Origin of the sequence: Sphingobacterium sp. GVS05A (assembly GCF_019969845.1) — a bacterium.
Taxonomy (GTDB): Bacteria; Bacteroidota; Bacteroidia; order Sphingobacteriales; family Sphingobacteriaceae; genus Sphingobacterium.
Genome location: NZ_JAHXYR010000001.1, coordinates 674,094 through 690,698, shown reverse-complemented (window position 1 = coordinate 690,698; position 16,605 = coordinate 674,094). Strand labels below are relative to the sequence as shown.

General features: G+C 39.1%; 14 protein-coding genes. 6 read left to right on the top strand and 8 right to left on the bottom strand.

Annotation, left to right across the window (positions count from 1 at the left end; translation table 11 throughout):
* The first annotated feature begins 152 nt into the window (after window positions 1–152).
* A complete protein-coding gene (locus tag LC454_RS02980) occupies window positions 153–5,789 on the top strand; it encodes a DUF3320 domain-containing protein (RefSeq protein WP_223579175.1) in 5,637 nt (1,878 codons plus the stop codon).
* Window positions 5,790–5,796: 7 nt separating this feature from the next.
* Here the strand turns inward: LC454_RS02980 and LC454_RS02975 are convergent, their stop codons facing one another.
* The 4 genes from LC454_RS02975 to LC454_RS02960 form a co-directional block, all read right to left on the bottom strand.
* Window positions 5,797–6,159, bottom strand: a complete 363-nt coding sequence (locus LC454_RS02975) for a hypothetical protein (RefSeq protein WP_223579173.1) — start codon at window positions 6,157–6,159, stop codon at window positions 5,797–5,799.
* Between the two features lie 191 nt (window positions 6,160–6,350).
* Window positions 6,351–6,722 carry a hypothetical protein gene (locus tag LC454_RS02970; protein ID WP_223579170.1) on the bottom strand — a complete coding sequence of 124 codons (372 nt, stop codon included), beginning with the start codon at window positions 6,720–6,722 and terminating at the stop codon, window positions 6,351–6,353.
* Window positions 6,723–6,907: 185 nt separating this feature from the next.
* Entirely contained in the window at window positions 6,908–7,399 is a 492-nt protein-coding gene (locus LC454_RS02965; RefSeq protein WP_223579167.1) for a hypothetical protein, read from the bottom strand.
* Between the two features lie 278 nt (window positions 7,400–7,677).
* On the bottom strand, window positions 7,678–8,889 hold the full coding sequence (locus LC454_RS02960) for a DUF1266 domain-containing protein (RefSeq protein ID WP_223579164.1): 1,212 nt from the start codon (window positions 8,887–8,889) through the stop codon (window positions 7,678–7,680).
* 281 nt (window positions 8,890–9,170) lie between these two features.
* Between LC454_RS02960 and LC454_RS02955 the strand changes: the two genes are divergently transcribed.
* From LC454_RS02955 to LC454_RS02945, 3 genes are all read left to right on the top strand, one after another.
* On the top strand, window positions 9,171–9,695 hold the full coding sequence (locus LC454_RS02955) for a Crp/Fnr family transcriptional regulator (RefSeq protein ID WP_223579162.1): 525 nt from the start codon (window positions 9,171–9,173) through the stop codon (window positions 9,693–9,695).
* A gap of 54 nt (window positions 9,696–9,749) precedes the next feature.
* On the top strand, window positions 9,750–10,346 hold the full coding sequence (locus LC454_RS02950; RefSeq protein WP_223579160.1) for a DinB family protein: 597 nt from the start codon (window positions 9,750–9,752) through the stop codon (window positions 10,344–10,346).
* Between the two features lie 91 nt (window positions 10,347–10,437).
* The gene (locus LC454_RS02945) at window positions 10,438–11,088 is read left to right on the top strand and encodes a hypothetical protein (RefSeq protein WP_223579157.1); all 651 of its coding nucleotides are present in this window, start codon (window positions 10,438–10,440) and stop codon (window positions 11,086–11,088) included.
* A gap of 79 nt (window positions 11,089–11,167) precedes the next feature.
* On the opposite strand, the gene arsC is transcribed toward LC454_RS02945, so the two are convergent.
* Window positions 11,168–11,524, bottom strand: a complete 357-nt coding sequence (arsC, locus tag LC454_RS02940) for an arsenate reductase (glutaredoxin) (RefSeq protein WP_223579155.1) — start codon at window positions 11,522–11,524, stop codon at window positions 11,168–11,170.
* 471 nt (window positions 11,525–11,995) lie between these two features.
* Here arsC and LC454_RS02935 point away from each other — a divergent pair, with 471 nt between their 5' ends.
* Both LC454_RS02935 and LC454_RS02930 read left to right on the top strand, forming a co-directional pair.
* The gene (locus tag LC454_RS02935; protein WP_223579143.1) at window positions 11,996–12,904 is read left to right on the top strand and encodes a helix-turn-helix domain-containing protein; all 909 of its coding nucleotides are present in this window, start codon (window positions 11,996–11,998) and stop codon (window positions 12,902–12,904) included.
* Window positions 12,905–12,986: 82 nt separating this feature from the next.
* A complete protein-coding gene (locus LC454_RS02930; protein WP_223579140.1) occupies window positions 12,987–13,988 on the top strand; it encodes an aldo/keto reductase in 1,002 nt (333 codons plus the stop codon).
* Window positions 13,989–14,117: 129 nt separating this feature from the next.
* On the opposite strand, the gene LC454_RS02925 is transcribed toward LC454_RS02930, so the two are convergent.
* From LC454_RS02925 to LC454_RS02920, 3 genes are all read right to left on the bottom strand, one after another.
* Window positions 14,118–15,203, bottom strand: a complete 1,086-nt coding sequence (locus tag LC454_RS02925) for a porin (protein ID WP_223579137.1) — start codon at window positions 15,201–15,203, stop codon at window positions 14,118–14,120.
* Window positions 15,204–15,401: 198 nt separating this feature from the next.
* Complete coding sequence (locus LC454_RS26345) at window positions 15,402–15,524, bottom strand: hypothetical protein (RefSeq protein WP_262903021.1); 123 nt, start codon at window positions 15,522–15,524, stop codon at window positions 15,402–15,404.
* 548 nt (window positions 15,525–16,072) lie between these two features.
* Window positions 16,073–16,552, bottom strand: coding sequence for a hypothetical protein (locus LC454_RS02920; RefSeq protein WP_223579134.1), 480 nt, complete (start codon window positions 16,550–16,552; stop codon window positions 16,073–16,075).
* Between the last annotated feature and the right edge of the window lie 53 nt (window positions 16,553–16,605).

The following is a 16,605-nucleotide window of genomic DNA, read 5'->3' as shown; positions in this document are numbered from 1 at the left end:
GCGTATAAAGCAATTGGGAGTATATAAATTTTCTATATCTTTAAACTAATATATTTTTTTTTAAAATGATCGAAACTAATGCTTGTTTTCAGGTTGCAATAGAGAAAGCCTCTCACTTTAATTATAGCTTCTGTTTCCATAATCTGTCGCTAGTGGAAAAAATTAAAATCACCGCAGTTACAAAGGATATTGAACAGATAAAAATTGAGATTACTTCTGAAATCGGATTGTTCAGCCCCTACACATTTTATATAGACAGGTTTTTGGAAGGAACACCAGTAACACTGGAAAATTTAGCTTTCGACTACAATATTTCATTTATCCGGAATCTGGTAGAGAAAGATTTGGATACGCTTACCTGTACGATTTATTCTAAAAATGAAATCTTATATCAGCAAAAATTCACCGTAAACGTATTACCGATGGATTATTTTGGCGGATTAAGTAATTACCCCGAGTTATTGGCTTCTTACGTTTTGCCCAATCATGATATCATCTATACGATTAAAGCTGAGGCGGTCAAAATTCTTGAGAAAAACAGGTTAACGCCAGCGTTTTTGGGCTATCAATCCAATAGCAAGGATCGTGTCCTGCAGGAAGTAATGGCCCTATATCAGGCTATTCTAAATATCAATATTACATACAGCGCCATGCCTGCAAGTTTTGAAACTGAAGGTCAGCGCATTCGTCTGGTGGATCAGATTTGGGAAACGCAGTTTGGAAACTGTATCGATATCTCGCTACTATTTGCAGCCTGTCTGGAAGCTATCGATCTGAATCCAATTCTTATTGTCACTCAAGGGCATGCATTTATAGGCGTTTGGCTCAGCGACCAGCGGCTAGAAGCTGTTGTCAATTATGATCAAGCCGCTATTTCAAAACGGATCGCCCATGGAATTGATGATATCGCTTTGATCGAGTCTACGCATTTATGCAGAGGAAATGCCTATACCATGCGAGAAGCGATGAACATCGCCGAAACGCAGCTATTACATGCCAACAATTTTATTTTATCCCTCGATATCAAACATGCCCGTTCGCATGGGATCCTTCCCTTACCTTTTACTGGAAAGGACGATCTGAACAACGCGGCATTAAAGAATACCACTGGATCAGCCAAAAAACAGGCTATCGATTATTTTAATATCGATGACAACAAACTGGATCTCGTTCTCAGTGAAGTCAAAGATCTAACAAAACAAAAAATCTGGGAACGAAAGCTGCTCGACCTTTCACTCAGAAATAACCTATTGAACCTTCGGTTCACTAAAAGTATGTTGCAGATAGTGGATCTGAAAACAGATCTCTTGGAAGATCATCTATCAAACGGAAAATCACTCACCATACATCCCAACAACAGTCAAGAGGTTTTACGTCGTTACAATCTTTATTTAGAACCCTTGCATTCTTCCGAGCCACTATTCAAGCTTGCTGACGACGAATTCAGATATAATCGCCTGCTAACACTTTATCATCAGGATGATCTGGATAATATCTTAACACACCTGTACCGCAATGCGAAATTGGCCGAAGAGGAAAATGGAAAGAGTACCTTGTATCTGGGCGTCGGTTTATTGAAGTGGTTTGAACCCAAAACCAATCAACAGCCTAGACTTGCCCCCATCCTATTGATTCCTGTTGAATTATCACGCAGATCTGTCAACACCAAGTTTACACTCCGAAGCCGTGAAGAGGAGGCCATGATCAATATTACACTGTTGGAATATCTCAAACAGGAATTTAAGCTTAACCTCAATGCACTGGAAGTGCTACCTATAGATGAGTCAGGGGTTGATGTACAAAAAGTATTCGCGATTTTAAGAAAGTCTATTTTAAATCTGGAAGGATGGGATATTCAGGAACAGGTTGTCCTTGGAAACTTCTCTTTTAACAAGCTTATTCTATGGCAAGACCTAACCAAATATGCAGAAGAAATTAAAAAAAGCACCATTGTAAAGAGCTTGATTGACGGGCGGCTTTCGGATCTATTGGATATCACCGTTGATTCGGAAAATCTTGAGCGGCTCCCCTCTTCCTTGTTAACATTACCCATTCCAACAGACAATTCCCAGCTTGAAGCTGTACATCACTCCAACGCAAATAAAAGTTTTGTACTACATGGCCCTCCCGGTACCGGTAAATCCCAAACCATCACCAATATTATCGCAAATGCACTAGCGAATGACAAAAAAGTCCTTTTTGTCGCTGCTAAAAAGGCGGCTTTGGATGTGGTACATCGCCGTTTGGAAAAAATTGGTTTAGGCTCCTTCTGTTTAGAGTTACATTCAAATAAATCTAAAAAATCAGATGTACTACGACAACTGGAACAGAGCCTGGAAACACCCAAGTATCAAAGTCATATCGATTTTCAGGAAGAAGCGCAACGTATTGACCAGCGAAAAGCAACTTTAAGTCAATATGTTGACTCCTTACATAAGCCCTTTGCAGTAGGTTGGAGCCTTTATGATTCCGTTTCCTATTTAGACAGTCATCATATCGAAATCAACACGGACTGGATGCTATCCCTGCAACTGGAACATATTGACAAAAAGACCTGGAATAATTGGCAGGACTGGGCAATCCCCTTCGGAGAGTTAACGCATAAATTACCAGCGATTGACAAGCACCCATTACGCTTGATCCATTTGAAAGATCAGAACTTTGCTCACAAAAATAATATCGAGAAATCTATCGAAGATTATATACAGGCGGACGCCGAGGCAACTAAAGCTCTATCGGATCTGCAATTAAATCTCACGAAGAATTGGATAGAAAACAAGACCTCGCTATGTTCACTTCTCGAAAAGATTACTCACTTTTCGGCGCATCAGACCATCGTCAATGTTTACTTTGATGTTCGCCAAAAGAATTTACTTGATCATTGGGTTGAACTGCAAAGCCAAAAACAGACACTAGAAAATGCGCTTGTTACAGATTTTGGCAACCGAATATTTACGACAGACTGGAATCTGATTGAATCTACCTGGAATCAGTCAAAACATTCCTGGTTTCTGCCCAAATGGTTGAAACAACGTAAAGTAAAAAAATTCTTAAATGGTTTTGCCACAAACAAAATTACTTCCGAACAGCAGGTTGATCAGTTCTTTTATCAGAAAAATTCCTTCGATCTGGTCTCAAAGAATTTAGCGGAACCGCAATTCTATCCGATAACAGAGGCGACGAGTTATTATCTCATAGGCAATACCTATAATTTAGCTACACTGCAACAGCATCAGCAAGAACTGCGGGCATTCAATGAACTGGCGCAACAGCTCAAATTTGAAAACTTTCAATCTTGGTTAAACTATATACTCGCACATATAGATCTAAAGTTGAGAATACCAACCATTATTTTAGCGCTCCAACATTACGCAGATAAGCATCAGGCCATTTCGGCATTTTTAGTTCATATTCCAGAAGTCGATGTTTTAAACCAAATAAAACAAGATTTAGATCAACTTGAAGACTGGATCCGATACAATTATTATAAGGATCAGGGTATAAAACTGGGACTATCCTGGTTGATTGATCTACTTGAAGCGAACAAAATCAATAAAGATGCACTGTGCATGGATATGGAAAGTGTATTGCATCTCAATTACTTTGTAAATTCTTTGGATCAGTCCAGCATTTTAAATGGTTTTGATGCGGCTGTATATGAGGCACAGATTTTACAATACAAGACACTTCATCAAGAGTTTACCCGATTGGTACGGGAGCAATTGGTTTTGGAGCTCAGCAACAAAATCCCCAACCTCTCCCAGGAAGCAGTTCATAGTTCGGAAATTGGAATCTTACAACGTGCGATCCGAAATCGAGGACGTGGAGTCAGTATCCGTCGTTTATTTGATCAGATTTCGACGTTACTTCCGCGACTCAAACCCTGCATGCTGATGAGTCCGATTTCGGTCGCTCAATATTTTGATGTAAATACCGATCATTTCGATCTGGTTATTTTCGATGAAGCATCGCAGCTACCGACATCAGAAGCAATCAGCGCCCTCGCTCGTGCTAAACAGGCCATTATTGTGGGGGATCCAAAGCAAATGCCACCAACGAGCTTCTTTGCCAGCAACAAAATTGATGAAGATCATCTGGAATTAGAAGACCTGGAAAGCATCCTGGATGATTCCCTCGCCTTGTCCATTCCATCGAAATACCTATTGCGTCATTATCGCAGTAAACATGAAAGCCTTATTTCTTTCAGTAACTCCAATTTTTATGAGAACAAATTATTGACATTTCCTTCCCATGACGATCAGGATAAGAAAGTAAGTTTTCAATTTATCGATGGTCATTATGACAAGGGGAAAACCCGAACAAACCTAAAGGAAGCTGAGGCAGTGATCCAATATATAAAACAGCATTTGGAACATCGTCCCCATCGTTCATTGGGTGTGGTCACTTTTAGTCAAACGCAGCAGAATTTAATTGAAGATTTGTTGCAGTCATTATTCTCAGCGCATCCCGACTTAGAAGAAACGGCACTACAGGGTGATGAGCCTATTTTTATTAAAAATTTAGAAAATGTCCAAGGCGACGAACGTGATTTTATTCTATTTTCCATCGGCTACGGCCCAGACGAAGATGGCAAGGTTTCGATGAATTTCGGTCCTTTAAATCGTGATGGCGGCTGGCGCAGACTCAATGTTGCTGTGACCCGGGCCCGATACGAAATGCGTGTGTTCTCTTCGCTAAAGGGAGATCAGATTGATTTAAGCCGTACCAGTTCGGCTGGTGTGGAGGGACTAAAAGCCTTTTTAAACTTCGCTGAAAGAGGCGTATTGCAGACAGCTGAAGCAGTAGCCCATGATCAGGAAAAATATACCCTCATCCAATCGATCGCGAAATATTTAGACCGACAGGGTATAAAAGTGAAAACAAATATCGGTACTTCGGGCTATCGCGTTGATATTGGTATTGTGGATCCGATGCATGCTCATCAGTATATTTTGGGGATATTGGTTGACGGGAAAAACTATTTCAATACACAGACAACCAATGACAGGGAACTGCTGATTCCGAATGTGCTGCAATCACTGGGCTGGAATATTTACCGCATCTGGACCTTAGACTGGATAAAAAACAGAGATAAAATACTGAATGAGATTAAAGCGGAAATTCAACGCATCGTAAACGATACAGCGGCAAAAGAGCCTATCATCATCGATGCTTCCCAAGCACAATCGAAAACCACTCTTTCAGTGCTATCCGATGAGGCCATTGTTTCATCTAAAATGAAACCTTATGTAAGTGCCAAAGTCAATCCAATGACAACAGCAAGTCCAGAATTAATTTATGATGTGGCCTATCGAACGGTATTGAGCGATCAGATCCTGAAGATCATCCGTACAGAATCTCCAATCAGTCAAAACCATCTCTTTCGCAAGGTGCTACGTTTATGGAACACCACAAGAGCCACATCAAAACTTGTGCAGTATCTAACTGAACTGACGAGAAAATTGCCCGGAGTAAAGGAGGAGCTTTCCCATCAAATTTTTTATTGGGATCAGGAACAATCGGCCACAGCGCTAACATATTACCGCGACAATAACCTTGAAAAACGAGCGATCGAAGATATTGCACCTGAAGAAATAGAGGTTGCACTTATCGAGGTCATGGACAACAGTCTCTCTCTATTAAGAGAGGATCTTGTACGCGCCACAGCCAGAGCTTTTTCCTTTTCTAAAACCGGTGCTCAAATTGATAGCATTATCAATACTTCAATTGATAAACTACTCCAACAGGGTTATTGGAAATCAATAAATGGGAGAATTGTTTTGATATAGATCAGGTTTAGTAGCCTGATCTATACAGTTGATTGATGTAAGCGGTATAAATTCCGATGGGAATCTTGCCAGTCACCGTTCCACGCATCGATTCGGGGCAGGCTGTCAAAATACTGTCCAATGAGAAAACAAATATATTTTCCACTGCATTTTGGAGTCTCCGCTCCCCTTTTTCGTGCATGTATTCCATCAGATGCAGTGCTTTACCCAACTCATCCTCACGTCCCTGCTCAATCATCTTTTCGATATACGATGTAAGGATGCGGATTGTTGTGATTGGATTGCCAGCATTTTCTGGCTGCGAAATTTCTGTTTGCGCCAATGGTATCACCGAAACAATGATTTCCTGAGCTTGCTTTATATTCATCATATATTCACTTTAAGCGGTTTAAACATTATTGTTATACAATAGCTTTTTATAAATCCGATATTAAATATCATCGGCTGTCATCCGAATTTTGGCCCGCAATCGATTTTGATTTGCAATCGGTTATACAAGTCCATCGTATGATTACATTAGTTATTTTCATAGGAATAGTATTCGCCAGGTTTGTTTTTCTCTTAGTCATTCCTACCTTCTGGAAGAATAAGCCGTTGTATCGAAAGCGGCAAACGAGCCTCCAGGTGACTCCATTCAATCGTGTTACATGCTTTTTTAAATCTGGAGAAGGTCTTTGGTAGTAATCCGTTTATTACAATCTGGAGTTCTGAAGTTCCGCGCTCAAGTACATAAGCCACGACCTGCATTACCCATTCAAAACGGCGCCAATCTTTGGCATAAATGACATCCTCCGCAAACTGAGATATGACATTGACAATATTTTTGTAGTCCTTTTTAAGTTCGGTTTTCCTTAGTCTAAGATTCAGCTCCGGGATTACAGCGGCAACAAAATCCACCGTCTGTCCTTCATCCATTTTTTTTCTTGCTTCCATTGCATTGTTTTTATGAATACCAATAATCCATTGTTACTGGTATAAGCCAAACAACATTCCAAAACAAAAAACAAGAAATAACAAACTGAAATACAGCTATATTGATTTATTTTACAAAGTTTTTAACAAGAAAAATGATATCAAAATGAAAAGGTTATTATCAAATTGGGATAAATCGATCTCCTTTACATTGTCCAAAGACTCCATTTCGATTTTATTGCGGCGGGGTTTATTTGCTCTATTTTCTTATAAAATTTAACAAAATCTTTATTCCATAGGGTATAGTTGTGCGTAAACTTAAATACTATTTTTTGATTGTCAGCCCCATGGATAATAACTTGCCAGACCCTATGATTTGTGATTGTTATCGAAGTCTTGCTCAGCTCGATGATTTCCGTTAGCAGGAAAACCGCCTTTCTCTGCTGTTTATTATCAATAGCATAAAAGTTTATATCATCAAAATAGAAATCTTCATCACTGACAAGATTATCTTTCAAGCCAAACAGGAAAGGACGGGATGAAATCTTTCTGATCTCTTCTCCTACCAAATCAGCTGAAGATTCATAACTGACCTGACTATTTTTAGGTTTAAATCCAGCAGTATACTGCCTGAAAATTAGGCCAAATAGTACAATGAATAGCGCAAAGCCTATCAAAAATATAAGGTATAAATGCATTCTTCTCTTTATTAAACGAAACTTGTCTTTCACTCCAGACATCAAAAAAACCGTCTAAATATGTAATGCAGTAATTAATTAGCAGCACAAAATTATCAAATTTAATCCAATATGCAGATTTTTATGGACGACAGCGAAATAAGATGGGCCGAAGGTTTAGATTGGGATGATATCGAGATGGGAACATAAAAAATCACTCAATGCTTGTCACTGAGTAATTGAAAAGCGGCATAATATGCCGCTATTTTTATAATAAACAACAGTATGCGATAAAAAAACTAGCTTCCAAAACTGATATAATACAAGGGTGTATCGCCGGAGTGATTCTCGACACGGTCAAGCCCTTCAAAGAATATATGATCCCCCAGTTCCTTGCCTATCAATTGTTTCTCCATTTGATACAATAGGTCCAGTGCGGTAAAATTCTTCCCATTGGAAGCTTGGACTCGGGCGCATATTTCTACTTGAAAATATCCATCATCTCCATTATCCTCATCAAAAGCCTCTTCTTCATCATCCATTAGTACCTCATTGGGATTCAAATCTTCCATTCCCTTGATCCAACACATATAACAAAGCTCAATTTCGGGCGCATCGACCACAATTTCATTGGCATCCCACTGTGCCCGATCGCCTAAAATATCACGCTGATACTCCGCAACATTGGCATCAAACTCCTGGGAATTATGATACGACTTGGCCTGAAATGTCCAGGCAATAGCTGACAGCACACGGTCTTGGACTGGTTGGGTATTCCAATCAATATTATTCCAAGGACTGCCTATCTTTTCCCTTAAATAGCCAACATATCTTTTTAAATAAGATTTCCCGATTTTATTGTTCAGCCCAACATGATGTTCTCCCTCCAAAAATTTTTCGGAGAAAGTATGCCAATCTTTAAAGTGCAATCTTGCGTAGGAAGAAAGCTTTTTCAAGATATCCAAAGCGGCTGATTTCTGCAGATACCCGACATCCGCTGCTGCAGTCGTGATATGACTACTGACAGTAATAGCAAGCGCATCCACACCGGGTTTGCTGATATCCCAGCTTCCACTGTCGATTTGATCTTCCCGACCTTCCAGAGCGGTTTCCCCTGTCCTAATTCCGAGCAAGTTAAAATATGCTGCTAATATTTGCAGGCAGCTTTCGGTATCTGCAATAGCGAAGTCTCTTTTCAATAGCTTCACCAGTTCATCGCGGTACTCCGCCTGTTTGGGATAAGTTCCGAACTGATATAGATGAACCGGATAAGTTCCATCGTCACCAGCACTGCCGAATACGGTAAACCAATCGCCAAAGACGATAACACGGAATGCCGCGCCCAACGCTGTACCGAATTGCTCTTCATAAGGAATATTGTTCAGCGTATCCTTACTGTTAATTTGCGGTTCTTTTGCTTTATCCAATTCCGCTTCCTGTGCGAGTTCCTCTTTCGCTTCCCTTACGCCCTCCTTTGCTGCACTCAATAATTCTTTGAAAAATTTAAACATAATTTTAAAATATTATTTTTAGCTAATTATTCTTATTTACATTTTATCGCAACCCCAAAAAGGCTTCATGCAGTGAGTTTAACTACTCATGATCACCTTTATGGACTTGAGATTTCAATTTACTGCTGTAAATCTGAAAATAAATATTTACTTTTTATTCAGAAATCCATATTAGTCTGGAGCCCGACCATATTTGTGGCCGAAGACTCCATATTTGAAGGAAGATAACAGGAGTAATTTTCATCATTACGAGAGCTCCATTCATTAAAGCAACATCAGACATGACTATATTCGAAGATCTAATTACACCTGCCGTTTTTAAGAGAACTCTTACATTCAAGCGGAATGAACTGATTAAAAGCAGCGGAACTATAGACTCAAAAATATACTTCATAAAAAAAGGCAGCCTTAAAATTTCCATCTTCCAACAAGATGCCGAACAGATTATCCGGCTAGGTTATACTGGAGATCTTATTGTGGCCATGGACTCCTTCTTTGATGGTTGCCATTCAGATTTTGTTATTCAAGCCATCAAGAAAACTGAAGTATTGGTCGCGGAAAAAGAAGATTTTATGCATTTCGTCTACGAAAGCCCTGAGAACACTTCACTTTACATCAACATATTAGAGGGATTGGTGAAGCAACAACTTGACAGAGAACAGGATCTATTGCAGGACTCCCCTAAAATCCGATATGAGCGTGTTTTTAAGAGAAACCCCACCTTGTTCCAAATTATTCCCAATAAACATATTGCCAACTATTTGAGGATGACACCTGAAACTTTTTCACGGATCAGTAAATCTTGAGTTCAATCAATTTTTTTGCCTTTTTTTTTCGTGTATTTTATCAAAAAAACGAAAATGAAATATAAATCTTTAGCATTACTTGAACAGCTCAGCGCACAGACAAGGGAACATATGGCTTTTGTTGAATCGTTGAAAACACTGTCGTTAGATAATCTCAATAAACGGCCCCATAATGGCTCATGGAATACCTTAGAGTGTATCGCACATCTCAATCTTTATGGAAACTTCTATCTACCTGAAATTTCAAGAAGAATGGCGGCTAGTCAATCGAAAACAGCAAGCTATTTCAGCAGTGGCCTTTTAGGAAACTATTTCGCAAAAAGTATACTTCCAAAAGATCGACCAAACAAAATGAAGACATTCCAGGAGATGGATCCTATATATAAGCAATTGGACAAAAATGTGCTTGCTGTCTTTTTGGAACAACAAGAGAACTTTCTTCAATTACTTGAGCAGGCAAAATCAAAAGATCTCGGCAAAATCCGTACAAATATTTCCATCAATAAATGGATAAAAATCCGTCTCGGAGATACCTTCCGTTTTCTGGTCAACCACAATATCAGACATATCGTACAGATAAAAAATATTCTTTCAAGCTGCTCCGTTATTGATCAGACCAGTCCGGTTTTACCGACAGTTGACCATAGTTAACCGACAATATCTGCTTATTTACCGAATTGTGTCGTACTACCGCCATGCTATTGGCTATTTTCGAAAAAAACACATAAGCAATAGATATTTTATGATGAATCGCCTTATAACAGTATGGACAATTTTACTCGTTTTTGTCAGTTTTCAGTCGATGGGACAGAAAAAAGATACGGATTATTTCTTGGAAAAAGATAATATTAAACATCCTGAAATGGGTAATATTCTGCCTATGCAAATGTTCAATTTCCATGTAAAACCGTATGAAGCATTGGGTACAATAAATTTAGTGGACTCATTGGCTTACAAAGGTAAGCGGTTTGCTATCTACTCATTTGGGATAACTAAGGCTGTTGATCAAAAAGAATACTATTCATTTTTTAATGTTGTCATTCAATTGGAAACCGGTGAATCTTTAATGGAATTGGCAAAAGCGAATAAAATTTTCGCTGCAAATGTATCTAGAAACCATCCTTATTATTTTGGGCAGGGCACCCTGATCAGGAACGACTATCGTGTCAATTTCGTCGCTTTCACTCAGCCTGACAATGATATTGCTATCATTAATACAAAAATTTACCAGTTATCGCAGGGGCGAACAATTTTACTTCGTCAGGATGATAAACATCAATTTATATTGAAAGACCATCAGTTTTCAGACAAAGAAATGCATGCCATAAAAGACCTTAAAGGGCATATTTCGATCCTTCTAGACAAGATTGCTAACGATACTTCAACTATGTAAATAATTTGAAAAGTTCAAGCACCGCAGCAAGTATATTTAGTAGCTGTTTCATGGAAAAAATAGCGCAATTATCGAACCATTAGGATGATCGCGGTGTGAAGAGCTCGATTACTCTTTCCAATGGACGGCCGACAACCGCTTTACCATCTTTAATAACGATAGGCCGTTCTATCAATATGGGATTTTGCAGCATCACCTCAACCCATTCCTCATCTGTCAATTGAAGATGTTGAAATTTTTCGAGGAATAGAGCTTCATTCTTTCGAATAAGCGCTAGTGGTTTAAGTCCGAGTTGTGACAATATTTCAATGAGCTCAGCTTTACTGGGGACATCTTCAAGATACTCTTGCACCTGCAGATCTACAGTATGCTCTTGCAAAAAATCCAACGCTGCGCAACTCTTGCTGCATTGTTTATTATGGTATATTTTAATCATAGTAGCTTGTTGTTGGGTCTTATTATTTGAGATTATTTTTCGAATCTAATAAAAATTCCAAAGGAAATACAGGCAGATTTCGTTTTCTCCCAAGGCGACGCGGTATTCTCCCAGGGGAATTTACTTTTCCCTTAGGGGATTTTGGTTTTCCCATCGAGGAATTTACTTTCCCTCGAAATTCACCCTCGATAAACCAATGCTACAAATCATGCGATTAAAAACAATAAAGCCACTTTTCACAGAAAAATAGCTTGTAATTCAATAAATCACAGGGGTAAAATTATGCCAAAAAGTTTTTTGTACTTCCTAAATTTTGGCACAATTTTACCCCTTCTATATGCTGCGAGTTGTTTATATGGGTGGACTAGTCTCTTATTTATTTGAGAGACACGGAAGTTATCATCAATTCCTCTGGCAAAATTGAACTGTAAATGACCGTGGTTTGTAAAACGAATTTTATAATTTAGTAGTATGAACTCAGCTGAAAGTGTAACAGATTTCTACAAAAGACAACCGGGCTTTGCGAACCTAGACTTCCCGCTTAATAATACGGGTATTGGTCACTTCAATGTGTTTAGCCGAGAATCCTGTACAGTAGTCTCCCCTTATAACCGTCGTGATTTTTATAAAACTTCATTGATTATAGGTCGGGGCAAATTATATTATGCTGATAAATGGATACAGATCGATCGACCGGCGATGTTATTTGCCAATCCGGTCGTACCTTACGCCTGGGAACCGGAGTCTACCACACAATCTGGATGGTATTGTGTCTTTACGGAAGAATTTATTCAACATAGTGAACGCATAGAGAGTTTAAAGGATTCTCCCCTTTTTAAAATTGGGAGCAACCCAATTTATTTTCCAAATACAGAACAACTGGATGAAATCTCAACAATTTTCAAAAAAATGTTGTCTGAGATGAATTCAGATTATGCGCATAAAGATGATGTCTTGCGCAGCTACCTGCATCTATTGATCCATGAGACAATGAAATCAAGCCCTGCTCGGGAGTTTGGTGCATATACCAACGCATCTACCCGGGTATCGAGTCTATTTTTAGAACTCCTAGAACGTCAATTCCCAGTAAATACATTGGATACTGGTTTGCAACTGAAAAGCCCAGGGGATTATGCTCATGCCCTTTCGGTGCATATCAATCACCTGAACCGTTCTGTAAAAGAAACAACAGGTAAAACCACAAGTGCACATATCGCCAGCCGCATTGCGCAGGAAGCGCGGGCATTGCTACTGCATACCAATTGGAACATCGCCGATATCGCTTATAAATTAGGCTTTGAATACCCTTCTTATTTCACGAACTTTTTCAAAAAACATACTGGAATGTCACCAAACCAATTACGGATGACAACTGTTTGAATAATATAATTATCTGTTTGATTGTCTTAAGTAAGACACAGGATACCTTCACTACTTTTGTATTGAACAAAATATAACAGTTATGAAATATAGAAATCTCGGAACAACAAACGAACAGTTATCTGCTATTGGATTAGGTTGTATGGGAATGAGTTTTGCCTATGGACCTACAGACGAAAAAGAGAGTATTGCTACACTTGAAAGGGCATTGGACCTCGGCGTAAACTTTTGGGATACAGCGGACATGTACGGCAATGGCGCCAACGAAGAATTGATCTCAAAAGTTCTGGTTCCCAATCGTGATAAGGTATTTATTGCAACCAAATTTGGCTTTCGTTTCAAGGATGGACAGGCGGGACCAAGTGGCACCGCAAACACCTATTTTGACGGATCACCTGCCTGGATAAAAATTGCTGTAGAAAATAGTCTCAGAAGACTTCGTATCGATACCATAGATCTGTATTATGCACATCGGGTGGATCCGAATATCCCGATCGAAGATACTGTAGGCGCTATGTCGGAACTGGTCAAAGAAGGAAAAGTAAGATATCTTGGACTGAGTGAGGCATCGCCTGCTTCGATCATCAAAGCCAATGCGGTTCATCCCATTGCGGCACTGCAAAGTGAATATTCTCTGCTAACACGTGATGTAGAAAAAGAAATACTACAGACTGTACGTAATTTGGGTATCAGTTTAATCCCTTATTCGCCACTTGCCAGAGGTTTATTTTCCAATACCTTAAATTTAGATAGTCTGGCAGCAGACGATTTCAGAAGGACACTTCCGCGCAACCAGGGAGAACATGCGGAGAATAACGCTCGTTTGATTGCTGAATTTGCGCTCTTAGCTCAAGATAAACAATGTTCGCCAATACAATTGGCGCTGGCTTGGGTGCTCGCTCAGGGGAATGACATCATTCCAATTCCAGGTACGAAAAAAAGAAAGTATCTAGAAGAAAATGTGGGTGCTATCGAAGTACAATTGTCGGATTCGGATCTAAACGCCATCGAAGAAATACTTCGAAAATACCCGAATGTGGGTGCTCGTTATAGCGATGGCGCAATGGCATTGGTCAACAATTAATAGATACATCAATCTGCTCCCACAACTGAGACAGAACTATACCGCTGAAAATGGGGTGCAGCATTTTTTGCGCATCATTTCGAAAACCTTGCTGTTGTCTATTGATCCAACAGCAAGGTTTGTTTTTATTTAGAAACTAACAGTTAGTGCCATAACAGCTGTTGTGCTATTTTTTACCAAACTATTATTCCGATTTAGGAAAATTGCTTCTTTATTGGTCAGATTACGTATTTCTGTCCGCCAAAGTACATTGGGGAGAATTGCATAATCAGCATTGATCGAGTAGCCAAATGTTTGGAACCCATTTTTTGCCTCGGTAGAGATAATGACTCCCTTTTTATCCTGATAGTATTCACCCCGAGCAGTAAGGCTGAATTTATCAGATCCTGCATAACGGGCAATTAATACCGGGGTATACCAGACATTGTATTTGCTGCTCCCTTTTTCCTTTTGCTCTGCACCGATGTCAAAACCCACCGTGAATCCGACCTGTTTATTTAGCTGATAAATAGCATATAAGTTATGAAAATAGCGCATCTGTCTGACACTATCCGCTTTATCACTGCCGATAAAAGATCCACTATTGATCGTTAAATTATCGGTCGGCTTATATACAAGCTGATGTCCGAAGGCAGGCAAACTATTACCATCGACACGCTGTATACGTTGCCAACCGTTTAATACAAGTCCGCTAAGAAATAATTTTCCAGATGCAGAGGTGTAAGATATTTTTGCGCCGGTTTCAAAATAGGGCGAATTATCGGCAAAAAGGCTCCTTGTCACTGTCCAATTGTCCTTTCCAATGGCACTTTCAAAACCCAAATGGGAAGAGAAAATACCGGCATCAATCCATAAATTATGCTTCTTTGAGATGCGTACACCAGCATTGGCTTCATAGATATTCTTCAATACTCCAGGTTCCGCCGCATAGTTGGCATTCATGTAGGTACCTGTTGCCAAGGTTACATTGGCTCGCGTGTTCTCCGTATTATAAGTAGCTTTTAGCAAGGCCAGATTGATATTCACTTCATTGTTCCTGTTATGGCTGTAAACAAAACCCGGACGTGTATTTCCAAGAGGGTTATTGAAATCCCGCATATAATAAGCTTCCACATATCCGTTGAATGAAAGCGGGTTATTTTTTGTTGTGTCTTCCTGTGCAAATATTGATGTTGACCCAAGTACAAGGGAGGTCAACAGGGTTAATTTCTTCATTTATTTAATTTTTGATTGTCATTTATTCTATTCGTATTGCTACGCTTTGGCATTTATTTTCCCATCATTGTCATTCTGCTATCACCTAGATTCGTTTTATTCCGGCTAAGGACTGCAGCCCATTATATACTCGACATAATGGCTACTCCGACTATATCCTTTCGCCAAAAGCTGATATCGCGATTGTTTTTTCAAAATTTAACCGAGATACAGCTGATAGATCATGGTAAGGATCAAGATGATCATCACAACCTTCGCTATGCGATCTATAGACAATTTCCGGGGCGACTGCTGCTCCTGATTTTCTTTTAAATCTTTCATGGCTAACGTTAACTTAAGTGTTGTTCTACTTTGTATTTTCTTAATTTTTCTCAAAGGGATCCATCAGATTTTAAAGAATAACTAAAAGCAATGTATTCCAGTTATTATCGGTACTAGTGTTTTCACTTTGGTGTGGATTATTAAAGATTCGTGAACTATTATTTTCAATCTTGGAGATGTCATATCATCCGCGGTCGGTATATCAGCTTCAATGTGGGCGGGCTCTGTGCCGATTCTTTTATTTTTCTAATCATTTTCATTTTTATATACGTTGTCCCTATATGCCAAACAATATTCCACAGTTTTCACAAACAACGTAAAACACTAAAAGACAATAGATTTAAAAAGAAAAGACTAAAATCAAAATAGCTAGATCCTATCAAAATGACAGGGTTATTTTATCAAAATGAGAATTGATTTGTGAGATGAGCTATCCAAAATGAGGGATACAGTCCCTGTCAACGGCTAATTGATTGATTGATTGATTGATTGATTGATGACTACTACGGCATTTTTATCGGTAAGAATTGGTCAATCGCTAAGGAAAATTAGATTTCCTCACTATCTTCTAAGTTGTCTACCGAGATTGGCATATCTGAAGAAAAATTTATATTGATACCATAAGGATCACAAATGCTAAATAAACCTTCAGCAAAACGCAGCACCCATTCCTCCTGGTCATCGTAAAGAATAACTTCGGGGAGATCCACTGGAAACTCTTCGATCTCCCTCGCTAAATACTCCCTTTCCCTATCGCTTATTTTGAAATCAATAGCTTGTTCGGTCAATGTTCTCTTCAAAAAGGATATTCCAGTTTCGAGATAACTCTCCATATTACCAAGAATAGCTTCGGCAAGCCTTAGCATGTTAACACTTGGCTTTTCTGCTTTGGTTAGTATATAAAGCGGAATTTCTCCATCAAAAAAACGGTTGTCCACAACAATCCGGATAGACCACACGGATGTTTCCTCTGGACCTTCGCTGCGTTCTAGTACACCAAAACTTGTCATAAAACTTTTATCAACCATGCCATTAATTTAATAACAAATCGTATTACTACGCAAAAAATAAGCGTAATAAA